The following is a 20,932-nucleotide window of genomic DNA, read 5'->3' on the forward strand; positions in this document are numbered from 1 at the left end:
ACCGGCCTTCCGCATATTGAACACAGGGCCCTTGGGGGAAGGTCCCGCGCCGGGGCAAAAAGCCGTTGAACAGGGCGGCGCAAAGCGCTTTCCCCTATTCTTCAGGCTCATCATACCATAGGCCTAGGGCAAATTCAATAAGGAAGAAAATAAAATTTCCCAATATTTCGCCAAGGCCCTTCTGAGCCCTTGGCCTGCATTGCGGCCCGGCTGTTATGGCAAAAGCCAGCCCCGGGCTTCCGGCCCGAAACTGGCTTAATAAATGTAACCTTAAATATTGCGCTCTTGAACGCCGTACGTTTCACACCGCGGATATTCCCTATATCCCCAAGCATACGGTTTATTTTCCCGCCCGTATAAAATCAATTCCGTTCCCATAGGAACGAATGACCAGCCCCTCTACACGCTCGCCGGTTCCATAGTAGTGCTTTTGGAAATAGAGCGGATAAAAAACGCCCTGGTCCACCAGCAGCTGTTCCGCCTGCTTGTAAAGCTCCGTTCCGGCGTGCTGTTCCTGTGCGCCGCTCGAAAGTGCGCCGCTCGAAAGTGCGCTGTCGAGCAGCGCCTGGAAATCTGAACCCTCGAAATTGGCGGGATTCTTGCCAGCCGAGGCAAAAAGCGAAAGCGCCGCGTAAGGGCCGTCCGTCTCCGGCTGTATCCGGCACAACGCAACCGTGAACTGCCCGGAGGCCACCCTCGAAAGCAGCTCATCCTCCGGCAGCGCCTCCATATTATAATAGGTGTGGAAGGTACTGTTCCAGGTCTTTAAAATTTCATTGACCATCAAATCCAGCTGTGCATCCTTCGGATAAAGGATTTTCACCGAAGGCGCCTCCTCCAGGCCGAGCTCCTGCAGCGCCTGGGCCAGCAGCGCGCCGGTATCCTGCGCCTCCGGAAAGCTGAGCGAACCGGCGCTCTCCCGGTAAGGTTCTCCATCCAGCGTGGAAGAGGGCGGCACCACCCCGCCGGCAGCGGAAGCGCCCTGCGGCAGGTATTGCAGCAGGGCTGCGCGGTCCAGGCATTGCAGCATTGCCCTGCGCAGGCTGGCGCTGCGGCCAACCTCCGAGTTGACGTTAAAGCAAAGCCCCCAGGTGGTGTCTTCAAAGGCAATTACGCCGCACCCGGCCTGCTCCGCGGCCTCGACCTGCTCGGACGGCAGGCGGATTACATCGACTGTTCCGTCCAGAAGCGCCTGGAGCGGGTTGGAGGTGTCGATATCCTGGCTGCCGATATAAAATTTTATATTGGAGGGCCATGCCCCCGCTTCGCCCCGATAAGAGGACGAGCCCTTGACATTGATATATTTTCCCGCGTCCCAGCCGTATTTGCCGTCGATGACAAAGGGACCGTTTCCCAGCAGCGTGCTGCGCTCAAGCCCATAGCGCCCGGCGGTTTCAGTAAAAAATTTTTCGTTACAGGGCATAAACACCGGCAGCGCCGTCAGCGCCGGGAAATTTTCCACCGGATAGGCCAGCCTTACCGCCAATGTCCGCTCATCCACGGCGGTCACGCCCAGCTCCTCCGGAGCAAGCTCCCCCGCATGGACCTCCCTTGCGTTTTGAATGCAGAGCATGGGAGAATAGGTAGGCGATCCCGTTGCGGGGTCCAGGGCACGGCGGAAGGCAAACACAAAATCCGCGGCAGTCACCGGGGTTTCCCCGTCGGACCACACCAGCCCCTCGCGCAGGGTAAAGGTAAACTCTGTATAATCCGCGTTGTTCGTCCAGCTCTCCGCCGCGCCGGGCACCGCGCTACCGTCCTCGGATTGGCGGGCCAGCCCCTCAAACAACGCCGTAATAACCGTTGCGGCAGCCTCACCGCTGGCAATTTGCGGGTCCAGGGTGGACGGGTTGCTTGTCAACTGATAAACGAATGTTTTTCCCTCTTTTTCAGAGGCGCCCTTCTTGCCGCAGCCTGTGGAAAAAACAAAAAACAACACTGCTAAAAAAACAACCGCCAGCCGTTTTGCCACCGAACCATATCCCCCTTACCTGAAATTCAACCTATCTGGTCCATTATTCTTTCCAATAAATACTATTTTATAGTAGCATGCTTTTTTGCACATTGCAACGAAGCTTACACAATTGTCATGATTTCGTAAGCTTGTCATAAAGCCCACGCGCCGCGCATACCCATGGGAAGAGCAGACAAGCCGTTGTTTTTAGAGCTGCTGCTTTCTGCTCCGGAAATATCCATATTACCCATAAATTCCCGCTGTTTTTCTTTATGCGAAACCGATAAAAAGCCGCCGAAACGGCTTGCAATAAGGGGTAAAATGCGGTAGAATAAAAAGAAGTTTCGTAGCTTATTTAAGCAGCGCGTCCGCGGAATTTGCCCGGGGACGTTCTGTTTTATCTTGGGGGTGCAAAATTGTTCTATCAAAAAGAAATTGAAACCATGTCCCGAAAGGATATTGAGGACCTGCAGCTGCGCAAGCTGCGCTGGATGGTGGATTACTGCTACAACAACGTTCCCTTCTACCATGAGCGCCTGGGCCAGGCGGGCATTACGTCGGGCGGCAAAATCAAAACCCTGTCCGACATTCAATACATACCCTGTACCACGAAGGACGACATCCGCGACAACTATCCCTTCGGCCTGCTGGCTGTTCCCATGAAAAAAATCGTGCGCATTCACGCCTCCTCCGGCACAACGGGCAAGCCGACCGTCGGCGCTTATACGCAGGAGGACCTCGACGTCTGGAGCGACCTGGTCGCCCGCGTTGCCGTGGCAGGCGGGGCTACGGAGGATGATATTTTTCAAATTTCCTTTGGCTACGGCCTGTTCACCGGCGCGCTGGGCCTGCATTATGGCCTGGAAAAAATCGGCGCAACGGTCATTCCCGCCTCTTCAGGCAACACCAATAAGCAGCTGATGATGTTCCGCGATTTCGGCGTAACCGGCCTGGTGGCAACCCCCTCCTACGCCCTTTACCTGGGCGAAATGGTGCGGGAATCCGGTTTTCCCATGAGCGCCTACAAGCTGCGCCTGGGCCTGCTCGGCTCCGAGGGCTGCACCAATTCCATGCGCACACAAATTGAACGCAGCCTCAATATCTTCGTCACCGACAACTACGGCATGACGGAGCTGACCGGCCCCGGTGTGGCCGGGGAGTGCGAGCTGCGTCAGGGGCTGCACTTTGCCGAGGACCATTTTCTGCCGGAAATTATCGACAAAGACACCATGGAGCAGAAGGGGCCCGGCGAGCCGGGCGAGCTCGTTGTCACCACCCTTTCCCGCTACGGCATGCCGGTGCTGCGCTACCGCACCAAGGACATTACCAGCATCACCTATGAGCCATGCGCCTGCGGCCGCACCCATGCGCGCATGCAGAAGGTCATGGGCCGCACCGACGACATGCTCATCATCAAGGGCGTCAACGTCTTCCCCAGCCAAATTGAAAGCGCGCTGGTCGGCATGGAGGGCGTCGGCCCGCACTACCAGCTCGTGGTGCGGCGCAGGAATTTCCTGGATAACCTGGAGGTAAAGGTGGAGCTGCTCAACGCGGACCTGCTGGAATCCTACGGCGCGCTGGAAACCCTGCAGCGCAAGATTCACGACCGGCTCAAGAGCGTGCTTGGCCTGGACACCAGGGTCACCCTCGCGGAGCCCAAAAGCCTGGAGCGTTTCCAGGGCAAAGCCAAGCGGGTGCTTGACCTGCGCAACGAACCCGAGGAAAAATAAGCGACAGGCTCTAATCGACTATAAAAACGAATCGGCGCCGGCGCGGGCTTTACGCCCCAAAAACAAGGCGGGAAGCTGTACCGGTGCGGAAAGGCGGTATTAGAATGAAAGAATTGCTGCTTGGCAACGAAGCCGTTGCGCGAGGGCTGTATGAGGCCGGTGTGCGGGTGGTTTCCAGCTACCCCGGAACACCAAGCACGGAGATTACGGAGGCGGCCTCTCAATACGATGAAATTTTCTGCGAATGGGCGCCCAACGAAAAGGTGGCGGCAGAGGTTGCCGCCGGCGCATCCTTCGGCGGCGCGCGTTCCTTCTGCGCCATGAAGCATGTCGGTCTCAATGTGGCAGCCGACCCGCTCTTTACCATGAGTTATATCGGCGTAAACGGCGGCATGGTTTTGGGCGTGGCAGACGACCCGGGCCTGCATTCCTCCCAGAACGAACAGGACTCCCGCAATTATGCCATTGCGGCAAAGCTCCCTATGCTGGAACCGGCGGATTCCGCCGAGTGCAAGCAGTACGCCAAGCTCGCCTATGAGCTTTCCGAACAATTCGACACCCCCGTTATTCTGCGCTTGACCACACGCGTCTCTCACAGCCGCAGCATTGTTGAGCTCGGCGAGCGCGCGGCGCTGGACCTCAAGCCCTATGAGAAAAACCCGGCTAAAAACGTTATGCTGCCCGCCTTTGCCAAGCCCAAGCACCATGCTGTTGAAGCCCGCACCGAAAAGCTGCGCGAATGGTCGGAGGCCTCGGGCATCAATACTCTTGAGGACAACCACGCCAAGATCGGCATCATCACAGCAGGCGTCGTTTACCAATATGCCCATGAGGTACTGGGCGACTCGGTCTCCTACTTAAAGCTCGGCATGGTCAACCCGCTGCCGGACGCGCTTCTGCGCGACTTCGCAAGCCGGGTGGAAACCGTCTATGTCATTGAGGAGCTCGACGATATTATTGAGACCCATTGTAAAAAGATTGGCCTCGATGTACACGGAAAGGACACTTTCCCCCGCTGCGGTGAATTTTCACAGGCGGTTATTGCAAAATGCCTGGGCCGTGGCCTGCCGCAGAGCAAGGCGGTTGCAGAGGCGATTCCCGTCCGCCCGCCGGTGATGTGCTGCGGCTGCCCGCACCGCGGCCTGTTTTATGAGCTGAAGAAGCACAAGGTCTATGTCAGCGGCGACATCGGCTGCTACACGCTGGGTGCCTCCGCGCCGCTGAGCGCAATGGACACCTGCGTCTGCATGGGCGCCTCGGTTTCCGCGCTGCACGGCTACAACAAGGCCCGCGGGCCCGAGGCCGAGCACAAAAGCGTGGCGGTCATCGGAGATTCCACCTTCATCCACTCCGGCATCACGGGCCTGATCGACATTGCCTACAACCGGAGCAACTCCGTCGTCATCGTGCTGGATAACTCCATCACCGGCATGACCGGGCATCAGCAGAACCCGACCACCGGCTACACCATCAAGGGGGACCCAACCAGTGCGGTAGACCTGGAGGCCCTGTGCCACGCCGTAGGCATTCAGCGGGTGCGCGTATGCGACCCCTATGACCTGAAATCCGTCGACCAAGCGCTCAAGGAGGAGCTGGCTGCGGACGGCCCGTCCGTTATCATCAGCCGCCGTCCCTGCGCGCTGCTCAAATATGTCAAGGCCAAGCCCCCGCTCCGTGTCGATACTGAGCGCTGCATCGGCTGCAAGGCGTGCATGGGCATCGGCTGCCCGGCCATCAGCATGCGCGGCGGCAGGGCTGCTATTGACCAGACGCAGTGTGTCGGCTGCGGTGTCTGCACCGACCTTTGCCCGAAATCCGCCATCTGCGCACAGGAGGTAAAAGAATGAATCAGGTAAAAAGTGTGATCATCGTGGGCGTCGGCGGCCAGGGCACGCTGCTTGCCAGCCGGGTGCTGGGCAGCGCCATGCTGCGCCGCGGCGTGGATGTAAAGGTCTCTGAGGTACACGGCATGAGCCAGCGCGGCGGCTCGGTCGTTACCTATGTCCGCTACGGCGAAACCGCTGGCAGCCAGGTATATTCCCCGATTATAGAGCCCGGGGAGGCCGACGTTGTGCTGGCCTTTGAGGCGCTGGAGGCGGCACGCTTCCTGCCCTACCTGAAAGAAGGCGGGACCGTGATTGTCAATTCCCAGCAGATCGACCCCATGCCCGTCATCACCGGCTCGGCTGTTTACCCCGAGCATATCCTCGATAAAATCAAAGCTCAGGGCGTTCATGTTATGGCGCTTGATGCGCTTCGGCTTGCGGAACAAGCGGGCTCCATCAAAGCGGTCAATATGGTGCTCATCGGCGCGATGGCCCGCCGTCTCAGCCTCCCCCGCGAGGATTGGGAGGAGACTGTCCGCAGCACCGTCCCGGTGAAATTCATCGACATGAACCTGAAGGCCTTTGCGCTCGGCTATGGCGCTGTGGACACCGAATAAGGCGCCGTTTTTCGCTTCACCGCTGCCGTTTAAATTGGGAGGGAGGAAACGCTATGCATATTCAGCAGATTTCTGTTTTTGTAGAAAATAAGCCCGGACGAATGGCGGAAATTACGGAAACCATCTCGGCCGCCGCGGTCGATATCCGTGCGATTTCTATTGCGGATACCAGTGACTTTGGGATTCTCCGCGTAATTGTCAACCAGCCTGAAAAGGCCGCCGAGGTGCTGCGCGCCGCGGGCTTCACCGTTTCAATTACCAGCGTCATCGCCATTGGCATCGATGATGCCGTCGGTGAATTTTCCCGGGCCATGCGCCTGCTCGCGGACAACCGCATTACAGTGGAATATATGTACGCCTTTGTCAGCAAGGAGCATGGAAAAGCTTCTATTATCCTTCGTGTGGACGACGACGACCATGCGGCTCAGGTCCTGGCACAGCACGGCATCTCCATTCTTTCTGATAAAGAGGTATACAACATGTAAAGGTCCTTTTTAAAAGTGTTTTAAAAAGGCTTTTAGCCCAGCCGCTTAAAATAAATAAGGCGGACCAATCTAAAAATTGATTGGTCCGCCTTATTATGCTGTGAAAGATCGGTTACTCATACCGGTTGAATGCGTTTACAACAACCGCCAATTTGCTATCAATTACTAAGCTGGCTGTTTTAAATGCAAACCAATAGTATACGGCCATAAATGCAAACCCCATGAGCCATACGCCATAGGATTCGCTTATTAATATTCCAATATAATTAATAACAAATAGCAACGGCCCTTTATGGTCAAATATATCGGCATACATAACCAGGCCCTTTTCCATTGCCTGCCCAAAGTATAAATAATAGGTAGAATCCGACAAGGGCGCCTGCTCAACCCAATTGGGCGGCGCGCCCAAACAAGTTATCAAAGCTAATAATAAAACCAGCCCATAACAAAAATGTTATTTCTAACAGCTCTTTTATCCATAGTTTATTGATAGGTCCCCTTTTATCATATTCCGTTTGTCCTGTTAAAACAGTACCTGGATTTTCCGCGCCAGCATATCCTCCCGGTCACGCTCAATGCTGTCGTTAACAGGCTCCAGCACTGCCTGCGCCGCGCTCTGCCCGGCGGCAAAGCCCACCGTATAGCGCGCCGGTGCATCGGATCTGCGGGGAGCCTCCAGCAGCTTGACCGCTTTCTCCGTCTTAAGGCCGAGCAGCAGGTCGCCGTGCCAATAGGTTACGCCGGGGGTAATGCAGTGCCGCGCTGCTTTTCTCTCCAAAACGAGCTCAAAATAGAGCGCCAAGCGGCAGGGCTCTGAAACCGTCACATGGTAAAAGCCATCCTTCAGCATACCGCTGGCCTCGGTTCCATTCTTCTGTAAAACTATTTTTTCCGCGTGCTCCGGCACATAAAACAGGAGTTCACGCGGCCCGTCACACCGACGGATGTCCAGGCGCACACTGCCGCTGTAGGGGAGCGATGTTTTCTCATCGAACGCAAAGCCATCTAACGAATAGGAACCATCATAATAGGCGGCAAAGGCCACACAGTCCGCATCCGTAAGCACGGAAAGCCGGGCCGCATTGGCAAGCCCCTCTGCGCCGCGCATACTGCAACACCAAAACGCCTCGTAAATATTTTCAAGCGTGGAAAGAAACACGCCGGCGGTCTCTGAACCAATGCATTCGTCACAGCCAAAGCCGCCGTTGCTGCGCTGCGCGTAGCCCATCCCATTGGCATAAATACGGTTGGCCGCTTGGGCGTAAGCATAGACGCCCGTCTCCTGAAACAGGCCGGAAGCCAGCAAAAATGAGTCCACAATAGCGCAGGGCTCCGTCCAGGCGGGACGGCCGAACCAATTGTCGTTGGCATAGTTTTCCGTCATGCCCTTTTCCACGTAAAGCTTAAAGAAGCGTACGGCAAAGCCGAGCAGCTCCTTGCGCCCGGTCACCTGATAATAGCGCAGAATCCCGCGCGTGGCGGACAGCGAGGCATGGGTCTGCATGGACGCTCCTAGAAAATCAATCTGCTCAAAATTGCGGATCATCTCGTCGAGCAGCTCCGCCACCCGTTCATCCCGGAATATCTCATAATATTGGCTCAGCGCGTCCAGGCACATATATGCGCAGCCGATATCCGTGGAAAGGTACCAGCCGTTGACAGATTTCCCCGCAATAAAGCCGGCGGGCGCGCCGTCGAAGGAGCGGCAGTCCGGGTCCAGCGGGTAAGCGGCATATAAACCCTTGACCGGCAGGTACAAGTTTTCGACAATAGCCTGTGCCCATCGCCGGATTTTTGCGTCCCCGCGCCAGAGGTACAGCTCCAGCAGGCCGCGCAGCAGCCAGTTGTGCCCCGAAAGCTGCTGTTCATTTGCCATACCCGCGGGCAGAATGTCCTTTAGGTAGCCCCTCTCGTTAAATTCACTCTCCAGCTTTTCCAAAATCGCGTCCAGGTAAGCGGGCGTGCGGCCCGTGGACCGCGCCAAAAGGGTCAGGGCCAGAATGGTTCTGCCCTCCCAGTCCCCCGGCCAGCCGTTTTTATCAATATCAAAAATCTGCTCCGGACGGTACTCCTTGCCCTCCAGCCGCGCGTAATTCTTCACCATGCGGTAAGCCAGGTCCCCCTTGGGAACTACCTGCTCAAAAGCCAACGCCTTCATAATCGACCACTCCTCCCATCAGGCTATTTTCAGCCTGAGCTTTTCATTTTACAAATAATAATAGACCCCATGTGCCGTGCCGGGCGGCTCTGAACGGATTATACCGCCTTATTTTATCCGGCGCATTCCTCGTAGCATAGGCCTTGCTCCTGTACCGTCACCCGTATGCTTCCCCGCGGTGTCGGCACAACCCCTTCTGCGCGTTCCTGCGCGCCAAGGGCAAAGCCGGGCCGCCAGCCCTCAAAGCCCGGATTCTCCGGATAAACGCCCAACAGGTAGCGCCCAAAAAGATAGATGGGCACAGCGGACCAGCCATGACAGAGGCTGCCGGCATAATCGAAATCATCGGCGCCCAGGATCGTTTCCCAAAAGCTGGTTGCCCCCCGGAAAAGCATCGACCCCCAGACCTCTGCAACCGTCTCAATGACCTGGCCGGCATACCGCTCCGGCTCCTGCATCAGTGCGTCGTATTTAAAAATGGAATGGCTGAGCGTCATGGGGACGAGCCCGCTGCCACTGCTGGCAAGCAGTGCCCGCAGCGTCTGTTCCTGCTGCTGCGGCACCAGGCGCGCGCACAGGGCCAGCGCCTGAACCATCTCCGTGTAGCAAGCTTCGCCGGCGCCGCCCAGCGCCGTCCGGTAGGCCTGTCGTTCCTGCGACCAAAATGCCGAATGGAAGCCCTTTGCCAGGCGTTCATGCAGCCCCCGGCATTCTGCCGCAAAGCCGTCGTCCCCCACCCAATGCGCCAGCCGTTCCGCTGCCTGAAGCGCCAGTATGTACATTACATGGAGCGGAGCGTCATAATCGGATTTCAGCGAGGCATCGCCGTCCAGGCCCGGCGCCCATTCATAAAAATTCCAGTAGCGTTCCGGGTCCGGCGTATGCAGCAGGTTGGCCCGGCCGTCAATAAGGGCGGCGTAGCCCCGCACCACGCGCTTTACGCCGTCCAGCATCTCGCGGCCCGCATTCAGACGCCCGCTAAAGCGGACCAGCTCCTCCAGCTCCAATACCCAGAACATGGTAAAGGAAGGAATGACCATGCCGCTGTCTGTCGGCGCACAGATGCTGACGTTGCCGTCCTCATGCATCCCCTCATACAGCAGGCGGATGCTGCTCTCCGGGAAATCATACTCGCCGAAAGCGTAATAGCCGAAAAGCATCTGATTGCGGGAATCCATCGCGTAAAGCGATTGCTCACGCCAAGGGCAATCCTCATAATGCTCGTGCATACACAGGCGAAGCGTCTGGGCGGACACCTCATAAATACGGTTGAGCAGGCGGTCCGCACTCCTGAACGCCCCGCGTTCCACCAGCGGGTAACAGGCTGGCAGCAAGCCTGCGTACCGTATTTTCAGCGCCTTCCCGGGAGCAGGGATATGCAGGGCAATATAACGCCCGGCAATCCGCTTAAACCAATGGCTGAAGGACTGCTTTCCGGCGGCAGCAGTGTAGCGGAAGGCAAAATTTCGCCCGCCCACCGCGGCACGCACCCGCAGGTCGTCCAAATGCTCGCCGTAGGCAATATCAATCTCCTCTCCGCCGGCAGCTTCCAGCTCCAGGTGGAGGAAACCGCAGTCCTCCTTGCCCAGGTCATAGACCAGGTATACGCCGCGGCCCCCGTCCGGTTCTCTCAACGTCCCGTCATCGGTAAACAATTCGGCCGCACGCCGCGCGGAGAGAAAATCATGCTGCATCTGCCCGGCCGGTGTCGCGTCCCTATTTTCTTCGCGGTACAAAATTCCCTGGGCCGCCAGCTTTACAGGCGCCTTCTCCTGAATGGACAGCTTCTGAATGGGCCGGGGCGCGTAGTTTTTTGCGTCCGGCACCACGGGGCAGGCCCGCTGCCATTCTTCGCCGGGCGCATAACCGCTGCCGCGCCAGCCGTCTTCACGGTTTGCCTGGTAACGGAAGGAATAGCCCAGCTGAGGCGTTATCCGTTCCTTTGCGCCGCTGGCATAACAGGCGCTGCGGCGGCACAGCGTTTCCCCCCCGCTGGCAAGCATCTCCTTTTCGTCGCAAAAAAGCGCATAACGGATATGGGGGACGTCCTTTTTATACTGGAAGCTCTGCCCCTCCTGGTGGTTTGCCGTAATCGCCAGAATATTGCGGCCCTTGTGCACATAGGGCCGCAGATCCAGCCTGTCGTAGATTTTATGACTGGGAAAATCGTCGAATTGGCCGCAGGCGGCGAACCGCCCGTTAACCCACAGCGCGTACTCACATTCAGCGGAAATCATCAGCTGTGCAGAATGCTCCGGCAATTCTTCCAGTTCAAATACCTGCCGAAAATCTGCGTAGAGATCCTCTCCTTCAAAGCCCGAAAGCCACACCGGCTGTGCCGCCTGTTCAAAAAACCCCATTAAAAGCTCCTCCTCTATTTTGCGGTTCTGCTTATTTTACCTTTTTCCCATGCCTGGAAAAAGGGTGAAGCACGGATAAAAAACCGGGCCCGGGCTGATCCTCTGCCCGGACGGCGGCAAGCTGGCCGAGGTAAAACCACAGCGTTACGCTCATTACCGACAGATTCAGCAGAATAAAATTCTCCACCATGGAGCACACGACCACCACCCCGGCTGCCACAGCCATCAACAAATAAGCCGTATCGCCCTTTCGGCGCAGGAACAGACCGGCGGCGACATCCTTCCACAGCAGGATAAAGGCGATGAAAAAGGGCAAAAAGCCCAAAATCCCGTTTGCAACCAGAATCTGCAAAAAGCCGTTGTGCATATTGGTGGTCGTTATATGCTTGGAATCCGCCAGTTCCGGATAGGCGGCTTGCTTGGCAATGCCGATATTATCGGCTCCCCAGCCCAGGAGGGGCTTCTCCTCCAGGGCCTTCAGCCCGGCCTCCCAAATCAAGAAACGGCCCGTAGAGACATCCCCGTCCTCTTTCTCACGGTCCACCGTCACATGGGTTTCCTCCGGCTTGCTGGAGGCTTCCGCTGAAGAATCCTCCGCTTCCTGCTGCGGGGCCGTCTCCGGCTGTTCCGAGGGGGCCTCGGAGGCGGGGGCTTCCTCCCCGCCGGCCTTCAGCTCCTCAACCGCCACCGGGATATAGGAAAGGCCATGCTTGACGAGGCTGCCGCCCGCATAGGCCCCCACGGTCACGCAGGCCGCCAGGCACAAGGCCAAGCATAGCGCCGGACAGGCGGCCCGGCGGAATTTTTTCCTGAAATAAAAATAAAACCGGTAAGCTCCCGCGAAGAACAGAACTGCCAGCCCAGACACCAGCGACCCCCGCGAATTACACAGCAGCAAATACATGTACTGGACAAGCAGGCTGCACACATAAAAAACAACCAGCACGCGGGGGAGCCTTCCCCTGCGCCTGCGGCGAAGCGTCCCGTCCAAAAATACCATAATAACCGACAGCACCGCAATCATGCCGCCGGTGTTGGGGTTCCGGTAAATTCCCCACAGGACCGGGCTTTGAAACCCCTGCAGGATGCCCTCCGGCGTAACATAGCCGATTTGCAGGAAAAACATCCCCAGGCTGGCGATAGAAAACAGAAAGCTGAGGATTAAAACAGCGCCGTTGTAGCGCAGCAGCTCCCCGGTGCGCTCCTGCTCCGTCCGCCCCCCGCCCGGGTAAAAAACAAAAAGGTACAGCCCCGCATAAGCAAATATTTTAAAATTGCCCACCAGGTTGTTTTCCCGGTTCAAAAACATGCCGGCGGCATACAGTACTAGGTAGAGCAAAAAAAGCAGCGTGTAGCGCGTTCTCAGCGCCGTCCTCCGGGTAACTAAATCGTACAAAAAGCAGAGCCCGCCCCAGGCAAGCACCAGGAAATTAAGCTTGACAAAAAACTGGTAAAAGGGCTCCGCTGCCTGCAAAACCTGGAGCGTGACCAACGCAAGCGCTACATTAGCGGGCGTCAGAAGCAGTTTTTTTAAGCCTTGTACAAACGAGCGCGATTGATTTTCCATGGTTTCATTCCTCGCATCATTTTGCTTTGCGCAGCCGGAGCTTTCCCATTACCCCGTTTACATACTCCATGGCCATCTCATCCTTTGTAATTAAAAGCGCGCCGCCGTAGAACACCACGCAGGCGCCAATGGTCAGGAAGCCGCCCTTGATGACCCCCAGCTGCAACAGGGAGACGGCATAGGAGATAGGAAAAAAGCACACGGACAAAACGAAATATTTAACGGTGCATTTTTGAAACAATTTAATCTGGGGGTTTAGTCGTTTTACAAAGCGCCATTCCAGAAGGACTACCGGTATTTCTGCCAGAATTGTAGTAAGGACCAGCGCGAACGGCGTCAGCCAATCCAGCAGCACCAAGGCTGAATTTAAAATTAAGTTTATCACGCCGCCGGCAATTAGGAAATAGGTAATCACTTTTTCCCTGCCATAAATATAAATGACCTGGTTGGTCATAACCGTACTGGCGCTGATTTCAAACATGCGCAGCCCAAATAAGGCGAGAACCGGTATTGTTCCCGGAAAACGCCCGTGCCCATATAAATCCATAATTAAATTTGAAGTTACAGCAATGCCTACTGCTACCGGATAAATCAACATAAAGTAGGTTTGCGAGGCCTTCTTGTAGAGGTTGAGATAATTCTTTTCATCCTTTTGGCTGAAATAGTAGGACAGGCGCGGAATAGTAACCAGAACCAGGCCGTTGACAACGTTTACCAGGGTGTCCACTAAGGTCTGGGGCATCGTGTAATCCGTCATTTCATTTCTTCCAAACGTACGGAGAAACATTTTATCCAGCTGAACGAAAAGCATATGCGCATTGGAGATCAGCACCAGGAAAAATAAGGCTTTTATAATGGGCTTGATGTAAGCCCAGTTGATTCCCTCAAAATTGAATTTTACCCGTTTTTTAACGAAGATAAAGCTGGATATATTATTGAGCAGTTCCGCAAGGGAAGCAATCATTGTGTATAAGAACACGTCGTCCGGTTTTTTCACCAGGGTAAAAATGGCTACAATATAGCATAAACGGACGATGATGGTCTTCAGCATAATGAAGCCGTAGCGCTCGTACGCCTCGTTCATCCACTCCGTAATAAAAACGCCGGCAAACAGGTAAATGCTGTAGGCAAGATATATGTCCAGGCTTCCCTGCTCCATTAAAAAGGAGTATACAACAAAGATGATCAGAATAGAAATATTGGTCACACAGCTGATGCTGAACAGGGTCGTAAACAGCTTGGACGCCTGCTTGGGATCCTCGCGCACCCGGCTGACGTAACGCATGCCGTAGCTGTAAATGCCGAAGCCCGCAAACGGCAGCAAAACGCTGACCAAAGCCTGCGCCGCGTAAAACTCGTTGTAAAGGTCTTTGTCAAAAAAGCTCGATATATACGGCCCTACCGCCAGGGGAACAAAAATATTGAATATATTCAGCAGCATTTTTAAAATGGCATTGATTTTAATTGACCGCATATTTTCCACCTTTCAGCGCAAATTCCATAATATCCAGCCTCTTGCTTGGCCACTGGAGCACCGGGCCGCCGGGGCCGTGCAAAAGCAGGATGAAACAATTTACTTTTTAAAATATATATACCATACCATAATCCCCAAATTTTGTAAACCTCATACATCCTCCGCCGGAAACAGGGGCGGCAAGCCTCAGCAAGTTGATTTTATTGCGCGGCGCATGGTATACTATTGCCGTAACAGTAGTTGATATTTTGTAAAAAGCTGCGATTGGGGGCGCTCTCTTGCACATTTGCTATATTACCACGGTCGTTCCTTACGGGACGGCGGAGACGTTTATTCTGCATGAAATTGACGCGGTACAGCGTCAGGGCCACAGTGTGGAGGTCATTCCCATCCGCCCGGAGGACGCGCTGCAGACGCCCGGTTACAGGGTCTGGCACTGCCGTGCCTTGGGGGGCGCCTGTTTAGGCCTGGCGGTAAAATTTTTTCTGCGCCACCCGCTGCGCTCCATAACCGCATGCGCGCCGATGCTTTTCAGGGCGGGCGGCCTTAAAAAGGCCCTGAAAAACCTCTACTTTTTCCCCAAGGCGCTGGCAACCGCCGCCCATTTGCAGCAGGAGCCCGCCGGCTTTATCCATGCGCATTGGCTGGCCACTACCGCCAGCGTCGCCTATATCGCCTCGCGGCTGACCGGGATCCCCTGGGGGGCGACCGGGCACCGCTGGGACATCTATGAGCATAACGCCCTGGGGCCAAAGTTTCGGACGGCGGCCTTTATCCGCACAATAGACCAACGCGGCGCGGCGCATTTACGCGGGCTTGCCCCGCAGGCCCTGGCTGAAAAAATCCATGTCGTTCACATGGGAATCCACCCGGAGGCCTCGCCCCGGATTCATGTGCGTCCGCCGGACAGGCCGCTGCGGCTGTGTATGCCCGCCAACCTGGTAGCGGTCAAGGGGCATCGCTTTGTGCTGGAGGCTTTCCGCCTGCTGCTGGAGCAGGGGTTCACGGCATTTACCTGTATTTTCGCCGGGGACGGTGAACTGCGCGCGGAAATCGATGCGCAAATCCGCCGCTACGGCCTGACCGAAACGGTTCAGCTGGCAGGGCATGTGCCGAACCGGGAGCTCCTGGACGCCTACCGCCGCGGGGAGGTCGACCTGGTGCTGCTCCCAAGCCTGGAGCTCTCCGACAGTGAGCATGAGGGAATCCCCGTCAGCCTGATGGAAGCGATGGCCTGCGGCATCCCCGTGCTCGCCACCGCCACCGGCGGCATACCGGAGCTGCTGCGGGACGGGGCGGGCCTGCTCATTCCCCAGCAGGACCCCCGCGCGCTGGCGGACGCCATCCGCCGCATGGCGGAGGATGGCGTGCTCTACCGCAAAACCGCGGAAAAGGGCCTTGCGCGCGTTCAGGCAGATTTTGACTACGACCGGAATATCCAAAGCCTTCTCAAGCTGATGGCGCCCTCCCCACACGAACCACAGGACAAGGAGGAACGGAGACATGCCTAAAATCAAGGTTATTGAGCTGATTCCCTCCCTGGGGGCCGGCGGGGCCGAGCACTTTGTGCTGGACCTCTGCCGCTGCTTAGACCCTGCCCGCTTTGAGGTGCTGCTAGTCTCTTTTTTCGGCGAGGAAAGAAGCGCCCCGATGTATCTGGATCTCATCCGGCGGCAGCCGGTTCGCTGCCTGTTTCTCAATAAAAAAGACGGCCTCGACCCCTCAGTATTGATTAAACTCAACCGGCTGTTCAAGGCTGAGCGGCCGGACGTTGTCCACAGCAACCTATACACAGCCGTTTATGCCATGCCGGTAGCCAATCACCGCGGGGTCCGCTGTTGCGTGCACACGGTCCACACCCTGGCTGAAAAGGAAATGCCGCCGGCATACCAAAAAATCCTCGCCCGGTATTACCGCAGGGGCCGGCTGATTCCAGCCGCCATATCCGGCGAGGTACGGGAGAGCATCGCCCGGCGCTACGGCCTGCCGGAGGCGCAGATCCCGCAGATCGACAACGGGGTGGACCTCAGCCGTTTCCACCCCGCCTCCCCTTTCCCCGCGGACAAGGCCCTTGCAGGCAAGGCGCTTTCCGGGCCGCGGTTCCTCTGCGCGGGCAGCCTCTACCCGCACAAAAACCACCGGCTGGCGCTGCAGGCCTTTCGATTGGTGCGGGACAAAATCCCACAGGCCACGCTGGCCGTTGCCGGTGACGGCCCGCTGCGGGCGGAATTGGAGCAAGCCGCCCGTGAGCTCGGGCTCGGCGCCGCCGTTTCCTTTCTGGGAACGGTGGAGCGGATTGAGGAGGTCATGCGCGGCTGCGATGTTTTTGTGCTGCCCTCAGATTATGAGGGCTTCGGCCTGGTGGTTGCCGAGGCCATGGCGTGCGGCCTGCCCGCTGTCGCCACCCGCTCCGGCGGGCCTGAAAATATTATCCGGGACGGGCTCGACGGATTTCTCGTCCCTACCGGCGATGCCGGGCGTCTGGCCGCCCGCATGCTGGACGCATGCAACCCTGACCGCCGCCCGCTGCTCGCCGCCCGAGCGGTGGAGCGCGCCCGCGGCTTCGACCTGGCCCGCACGGTCTCAGCCTATGAGCAGCTTTTTAAGGCCCATTTATCCCCCTAAAATAAAAAATTCTTCTGCTTGCCGGGCCGCCCTTTACAAAGGGCGGCTTTTTTCACCCCCGCCGGTGTGTTTTTCTCAAATTCAACCGCTGAAAGCCCTCATATTCCAAAATTTTCCCTCATATAAATAAACCGTAATGAACACCCACGCCATGATAAAGCGGCGGGCGCAAACAGGAGGGAGACTTTTTGAAAGGTATTGTGGAAGAGCGCGCCATTGAGCTAGGAGAATATATCGTTGAGCATGAAGCGACCGTGCGCAAGACCGCTAAGAAATTCGGCATCAGCAAAAGCACTGTACATAAAGACGTGGCCCAGCGCCTAAAATATGTGGACCCCCAGCTGTACCAAAAGGTAAAAGCCATCCTGGACGAGAATAAGGCGCAGCGGCATATCCGCGGCGGAATTGCCACCAAGCTGAAATATCAGAAAAACGAGGAATAAGGCGTACAAAAAGCCCGCTGCGCTTTTCTCTCGCCAGCCCGGCACGTTAAAAGCCTTGCCGCCCCTTGAAGCCTTAACAGCCGGAATATACAGAAAACCAGCGCAAGCCGGAAGCAGAGGCCTTGCAAGCGCAAGGGTCCCTGCTTCCGGCTTTTCGTATTTGAGGCATGAAAGCGCACCGCGCGAATGGCTTCGCCGTACGCCGGCTGAAAATAAAAATAATGTCCCTGTTTCTTTTCCGGGCGCAGCTATTGTCATTTTTTGCAAAATATATTATGATAAAAATAATAGAATAACGACAGATGAAGTTTTTAGGAAAACAGCAGCAATGCTTACCGAAGGAGTAAAACTCTCAGGTGTCCGGCAGCGGACGGGGACTATAAACGGATGTGGCTCTGGAGAATCCCGTTTACGGGGGCCGAAGGTGTAAGACGCGGAGACGCGCTAATCTCTCAGGCAAAAGGACAGAGTGAAAAACGCCGGCCTTGTGCCGCATGCCTGTGGCTTGTACACAGGCGCTTCTGCGAGGTGTTTTTTGGAGCCAAACGGTCTGTGAGAAGCCGTTTGGCTTTTTGTTTGCGTCCCGCCCGCCGGTTTGTTCTGAGCTGTCGTTGCAACAGAAGGAGACTGTAGAAGCATGGATAGTATATTAAATACCGTCAACGCAGTGAATAAGGTATTGTGGGATTATATCCTGCTCTTCCTGCTTTGCGGAACCGGAATCTATTTTACCGTCCGCCTGAAATTCATTCAGGTCCGTAAATTCGGCGAGGGCTTCCGCCGCCTGTTCGGCGGCCTCAGGCTCAACGGGAAAAAAGCCGGGGCTGAGGGGATGAGCTCCTTTCAGGCCCTCACCACCGCTGTCGCGGCACAGGTAGGCACGGGGAACATCGCGGGCGCGGCGACCGCGATTGTCTCCGGCGGGCCGGGGGCGATTTTCTGGATGTGGGTCAGCGCCTTTTTTGGCATGGCGACCATCTTCGGCGAGGCGGTGCTGGCTCAAAAGTATAAGACCACTCTCGACGGCGAGGTCACCGGCGGCCCGATCTATTATATCCGCGCCGCATTCCGGGGCCGGCTCGGCCGCTTTCTGGCGGTATTCTTCTCTATCGCGGTCATACTGGCCCTCGGCTTTATGGGTAACATGGTGCAATCCAATTCCATCGGCGTTGCCATGGAAAGCGCATTCGGCATTCCGGCTGTTGCCGCCGGCATCGCCGTTGCGGTTGTAGCCGGGTTCATTTTTCTGGGCGGCGTCAAGCGCATTGCCTGGGTCACAGAAAAAATCGTCCCCTTTATGGCGTTGATCTATATCGTTGGCTGCGCAGTCATTTTATGCATGAACTACGCCGCAGTGGGCGAGGCGTTCCGCCAGATTTTTGTCATGGCATTCGCGCCGCAGTCGGTCGCGGGCGGCGTTGCGGGCATTACGGTACAAAAGGCCATGCGCTTCGGCGTGGCGCGCGGCCTGTTTTCCAACGAAGCAGGCATGGGCTCCACCCCGCACGCGCATGCCATTGCCAAGGTTGAAAGGCCGCGGGACCAAGGCGTCATGGCTATGATGGGCGTCTTTATCGACACCTTCGTCATTCTCACCCTGACGGCGCTGGTTATTCTCTCGTCCGGCGCGCTCTCCTCGGGCAAAACCGGCACGGAGCTGGCGCAGGCGGCATTTCACGCCTCCTTTGGCTATGCCGGGGACGTATTTATCGCCGTCTGCATTTTGTTTTTCGCCTTTTCAACCATTATCGGCTGGTATTTCTTCGGCCAGAGCAACGTAAAAGCTTTATTCGGCAAGAAGGCCATCAAGGTTTACGCGCTGCTGGTCGTCCTTTTCGTCATCGTCGGATCCGCCCAGCAGGTGGATCTGGTCTGGAATTTATCCGACCTGTTCAACGGCCTGATGGTCATTCCCAACCTGTTGGGCCTGCTGGCTCTCAGCGGGCTGGTGGTAAAGCTCGCAAAGGACCGCACGGACGGCCTGCCTGGCAGCAGCCGGAAATAATACATTTCAGCCTCCCGGCCAAAAAGGCGGGAGGCTTTTTCAGCTAGGACCGGAAAAGGAAACGGGCGGGGCTGTACAATCCGGGCCGGCAATGGTACAATACAGGAAAGAACCCCGCCTTATTCACGGCGGGAGCATGGATTGAGGGATATTGCATTGACCAGAAAACAGTCAAAAGGCACTCAGCAGCCTGGGGATAAACAAAAAAAGAGCGGAAAACCTGCGCCGGAAAAACAGGAGCCCCGCGGGCAGGCGGACGGGCGAAACCCCAAGCCCTGCCCGCTCTACCGGAAATGCGGCGGCTGCCAGCTTCAGAACATGAGCTATGAGCGCCAGCTGAGCTGGAAACAGGCGGAAACGCAGAAGCTGCTCGGCAAATACCACACCGTAGCCCCCATTTTGGGCATGGAGAACCCCTATTACTACCGCAATAAGGTACAGGCCGCTTTTGCGCTGACGCGGGACAAGCGGGTGATCTCCGGCGTATACCAGGCCAGTACGCACCATGTGGTGGCGGTGGAAAGCTGTATGACAGAGGACCGGAAGGCCGATGAAATCATCGGCACCATTCGCGGGCTGCTGCCCTCCTTTAAGCTGCTACCCTATAACGAGGACAGCGGCCGGGGCTTTCTGCGGCATGTGCTGGTCAAGCGCGGTTTTCAAAGCGGGCAGATCATGGTAACGCTTGTTACCGGGACACCGCTATTCCCCTCCAAGAATCATTTTGTCGCGGCACTGCGGGAACGGCACCCGGAGATCACCACTATTCTGATGAACATCAACAGCAGTTCGACCAGCATGGTGCTGGGGCCGGTAGAAAAGGTGCTGTACGGCCCGGGATATATTGAGGACACCCTCTGCGGCTGTGTATTCCGAATTTCGGCGAGCTCTTTTTACCAGATCAATCCCGTGCAGACGGAGGTCCTCTATCAAAAGGCCATCGACCTGGCTGGGCTGTCGGGAAAAGAGCGCGTACTGGATGCTTACTGCGGCATCGGAACCATCGGTTTAATCGCCAGCCGCCGGGCAAGGCGGGTCATTGGGGTAGAGATAAACCGGGACGCCGTGCGGGATGCCGCCGCCAATGCCAGGCGCAACCACATTGGCAACGCCGAATTTTACCAGGGCGACGCGGGCGAATTTATGCGGCAGATGCAGGAGGCGGGCGAAAAGCTGGACGTACTGTTTATGGACCCGCCCCGCGCCGGCAGCAGCCGCACCTTTCTGAGCGCTGTGGCGGCGCTGGCGCCGCAGCGGGTGGTGTATATCTCCTGCAACCCGGAAACCCAGGCCCGGGACATCGGCTTTCTGGTTCAGAAGGGCTACCGGGTACAGGCTATTCAGCCCGTTGACATGTTCCCACATACCAACCATGTGGAGACGGTTGTATTGCTTTCCAAGGGAGAAATCGACTCGAAGAAGGTTCGAGTGGAGTTTTCTCTGGAAGATATGGATATGTCCGGCTTTCAGAACGATGCTACATACGGTCAGATAAAAGAGCGTGTGTTGGAGAAGACCGGATTGAAAGTATCGTCCCTCTATATCGCACAAGTTAAGCAGAAACACGGTATTATCGAACGTGAGAACTACAATAAGCCGAAGTCTGAGAATGCCAGACAACCGCAATGCCCACCAGAAAAGGAAGCGGCAATTACAGAGGCATTAAAATATTTTGGGATGATATGATG

14 protein-coding genes and 2 riboswitches are annotated in these 20,932 nt (G+C 56.5%); of the genes, 9 read left to right on the plus strand and 5 right to left on the minus strand.

What is annotated here, in order from left to right:
• Positions 1 to 340: 340 nt before the first annotated feature.
• A complete protein-coding gene (locus tag DPQ25_RS04020; protein ID WP_112331855.1) occupies positions 341 to 1,972 on the minus strand; it encodes a peptide ABC transporter substrate-binding protein in 1,632 nt (543 codons plus the stop codon).
• 398 nt (positions 1,973 to 2,370) lie between these two features.
• Between DPQ25_RS04020 and DPQ25_RS04030 the strand changes: the two genes are divergently transcribed.
• From DPQ25_RS04030 to DPQ25_RS04045, 4 genes are all read left to right on the plus strand, one after another.
• Positions 2,371 to 3,684, plus strand: a complete 1,314-nt coding sequence (locus DPQ25_RS04030) for a phenylacetate--CoA ligase family protein (RefSeq protein ID WP_242978213.1) — start codon at positions 2,371 to 2,373, stop codon at positions 3,682 to 3,684.
• A gap of 104 nt (positions 3,685 to 3,788) precedes the next feature.
• The gene (iorA, locus tag DPQ25_RS04035) at positions 3,789 to 5,531 is read left to right on the plus strand and encodes an indolepyruvate ferredoxin oxidoreductase subunit alpha (RefSeq protein WP_112331857.1); all 1,743 of its coding nucleotides are present in this window, start codon (positions 3,789 to 3,791) and stop codon (positions 5,529 to 5,531) included.
• Positions 5,528 to 6,127: an indolepyruvate oxidoreductase subunit beta gene (locus DPQ25_RS04040; protein WP_112331858.1), complete on the plus strand. Its 600-nt coding sequence runs from the start codon at positions 5,528 to 5,530 to the stop codon at positions 6,125 to 6,127. Before iorA ends, DPQ25_RS04040 begins: the two co-directional genes overlap by 4 nt.
• 53 nt (positions 6,128 to 6,180) lie before the next feature.
• Positions 6,181 to 6,612 carry an ACT domain-containing protein gene (locus DPQ25_RS04045; RefSeq protein ID WP_112331859.1) on the plus strand — a complete coding sequence of 144 codons (432 nt, stop codon included), beginning with the start codon at positions 6,181 to 6,183 and terminating at the stop codon, positions 6,610 to 6,612.
• Between the two features lie 523 nt (positions 6,613 to 7,135).
• Here DPQ25_RS04045 and DPQ25_RS04055 read toward each other — a convergent pair.
• From DPQ25_RS04055 to DPQ25_RS04070, 4 genes are all read right to left on the minus strand, one after another.
• Positions 7,136 to 8,770, minus strand: a complete 1,635-nt coding sequence (locus tag DPQ25_RS04055) for a glycoside hydrolase family protein (RefSeq protein ID WP_112331861.1) — start codon at positions 8,768 to 8,770, stop codon at positions 7,136 to 7,138.
• Positions 8,771 to 8,883: 113 nt separating this feature from the next.
• Complete coding sequence (locus tag DPQ25_RS04060) at positions 8,884 to 11,130, minus strand: family 78 glycoside hydrolase catalytic domain (RefSeq protein WP_112331862.1); 2,247 nt, start codon at positions 11,128 to 11,130, stop codon at positions 8,884 to 8,886.
• A 31-nt stretch (positions 11,131 to 11,161) separates the two neighbouring features.
• The gene (locus DPQ25_RS04065; RefSeq protein ID WP_112331863.1) at positions 11,162 to 12,697 is read right to left on the minus strand and encodes an O-antigen ligase family protein; all 1,536 of its coding nucleotides are present in this window, start codon (positions 12,695 to 12,697) and stop codon (positions 11,162 to 11,164) included.
• Between the two features lie 16 nt (positions 12,698 to 12,713).
• Positions 12,714 to 14,171: an oligosaccharide flippase family protein gene (locus tag DPQ25_RS04070; RefSeq protein ID WP_112331864.1), complete on the minus strand. Its 1,458-nt coding sequence runs from the start codon at positions 14,169 to 14,171 to the stop codon at positions 12,714 to 12,716.
• Between the two features lie 278 nt (positions 14,172 to 14,449).
• On the opposite strand from DPQ25_RS04070, the gene DPQ25_RS04080 reads away from it, so the two are divergent.
• The 5 genes from DPQ25_RS04080 (at position 14,450) to rlmD (ending at position 20,930) form a co-directional block, all read left to right on the plus strand.
• Positions 14,450 to 15,682, plus strand: a complete 1,233-nt coding sequence (locus DPQ25_RS04080) for a glycosyltransferase family 4 protein (RefSeq protein WP_112331866.1) — start codon at positions 14,450 to 14,452, stop codon at positions 15,680 to 15,682.
• Complete coding sequence (locus DPQ25_RS04085; protein WP_112331867.1) at positions 15,675 to 16,796, plus strand: glycosyltransferase; 1,122 nt, start codon at positions 15,675 to 15,677, stop codon at positions 16,794 to 16,796. The genes DPQ25_RS04080 and DPQ25_RS04085 overlap by 8 nt, the downstream gene beginning before the upstream one ends.
• 188 nt (positions 16,797 to 16,984) lie before the next feature.
• On the plus strand, positions 16,985 to 17,239 hold the full coding sequence (spoIIID, locus tag DPQ25_RS04090) for a sporulation transcriptional regulator SpoIIID (protein WP_112331868.1): 255 nt from the start codon (positions 16,985 to 16,987) through the stop codon (positions 17,237 to 17,239).
• A 302-nt stretch (positions 17,240 to 17,541) separates the two neighbouring features.
• A riboswitch (glycine riboswitch) is annotated at positions 17,542 to 17,623 on the plus strand.
• 1 nt (position 17,624) lies between these two features.
• Positions 17,625 to 17,717, plus strand: a riboswitch (glycine riboswitch).
• Between the two features lie 159 nt (positions 17,718 to 17,876).
• The gene (locus tag DPQ25_RS04095; RefSeq protein WP_112331869.1) at positions 17,877 to 19,244 is read left to right on the plus strand and encodes an alanine/glycine:cation symporter family protein; all 1,368 of its coding nucleotides are present in this window, start codon (positions 17,877 to 17,879) and stop codon (positions 19,242 to 19,244) included.
• Positions 19,245 to 19,385: 141 nt separating this feature from the next.
• Positions 19,386 to 20,930 carry a 23S rRNA (uracil(1939)-C(5))-methyltransferase RlmD gene (gene rlmD / locus DPQ25_RS04100; protein WP_242978214.1) on the plus strand — a complete coding sequence of 515 codons (1,545 nt, stop codon included), beginning with the start codon at positions 19,386 to 19,388 and terminating at the stop codon, positions 20,928 to 20,930.
• The last annotated feature ends 2 nt before the right edge of the window (positions 20,931 to 20,932 follow it).

Origin of the sequence: Hydrogeniiclostridium mannosilyticum (assembly GCF_003268275.1) — a bacterium.
GTDB classification, from domain to species: domain Bacteria; phylum Bacillota; class Clostridia; order Oscillospirales; family Acutalibacteraceae; genus Hydrogeniiclostridium; species Hydrogeniiclostridium mannosilyticum.